The 1059-nt window shown below is 62.5% G+C and carries 2 protein-coding genes; both read right to left on the bottom strand.

The window, feature by feature from the left end; genetic code table 11:
- Nucleotides 1–301, bottom strand: a 301-nt coding sequence (locus tag EOA28_RS36715) for a GntR family transcriptional regulator (protein WP_148671146.1), incomplete at its 3' end; no start/stop codon positions are given.
- A 262-nt stretch (nt 302–563) separates the two neighbouring features.
- Nucleotides 564–1059, bottom strand: a 496-nt coding sequence (locus EOA28_RS36710) for a ribulose-phosphate 3-epimerase (RefSeq protein ID WP_128315890.1), incomplete at its 5' end; no start/stop codon positions are given.

Genomic DNA, 1059 nt, shown 5'->3' with positions numbered 1-1059 from the left:
GTTCCTCCAGCCAGCAGCGCGTCCGCGTCAATTCCTCCAGTTCCGCGGCGCCGACCGGCATGAGGAAGAAGCCGCGCTGGTCATGCCGCCCGAGCAGGCCCTCGGCGGCAAGGCGGTTGAGGGCCTCGCGCACCGGTGAGGCGCCCGCCCCGTAGCGCGAAACGACCCACTCGACACGCAGCTTGCTCTCAGCCTCCAGCGCGCCGCGCAAAAGATCGTCGCGGAGCTGTTGGTACACTGAACTGGCCAGCGTGCTCTTGGCGCCCTTGCCGTCGCCCGGATCGGCAGTTCCGTGTGTCAAATGAACTCCTATTGCTTGCCCAGTTTTGTCAGGGCCCCTCGGTCAAGCAATTTCCCGTACATATATCATACAGCCGGGCAAGGGGGGCTCAAGCGGTAGATGATGATATTCGACTTTAAGACAAGGCGGATGGTCTATTGAATGTTTGAAGTAGAATCTCGACAAAGAAACCGCTGTTTCCGTACGACGTTATATATACTGAACAGTCGTTCAATGAGCGCTTCGGCCTTGCAACTCGGGCGAGAGGCGGGCCGGTTGTATATTAACTGGCAGCCTTGTCGGCAGCCGTGCGAATCGCTTCAATGTTTGTCCTGTAGGCTTCGACGCTGCCGCCCTTGAAGACGGCGGCGCCCGCCACCAGCACATTGGCGCCGGCCGCGGTCACCAGCGGTGCGGTCTCGGCCGAGACGCCGCCGTCGATCTCGATATGGATCGGCCGGCTGCCGATCAGCGCCTTCACCCGGCTCACCTTGTCGACGATCGCCGGGATGAAGGCCTGCCCGCCGAACCCCGGATTGACGGTCATGATCAGGATCAGGTCGAGCCGGTCGAGCACATATTCGATCGCCGTCTCCGGCGTCGCCGGGTTCAGCGAAACGCCGGCTTTCTTGCCGAGGCTCTTGATGGTCTGCAGCGAGCGGTCGAGATGCGGCCCGGCCTCGGCATGCACCGTCATGCCGTCGCAGCCGGCCTCGGCGAAAGCCGCCAGGTAAGGATCGGCCGGCGCGATCATCAGATGGCAGTCGAAAAAGGCCTTG

The sequence above is a fragment of the Mesorhizobium sp. M2A.F.Ca.ET.067.02.1.1 genome (assembly GCF_004023285.1).
Taxonomy (GTDB): Bacteria; Pseudomonadota; Alphaproteobacteria; order Rhizobiales; family Rhizobiaceae; genus Mesorhizobium.
Note: the sequence above shows the minus strand (reverse complement) of the source record. Positions and strands in the feature narration are given on the sequence as shown.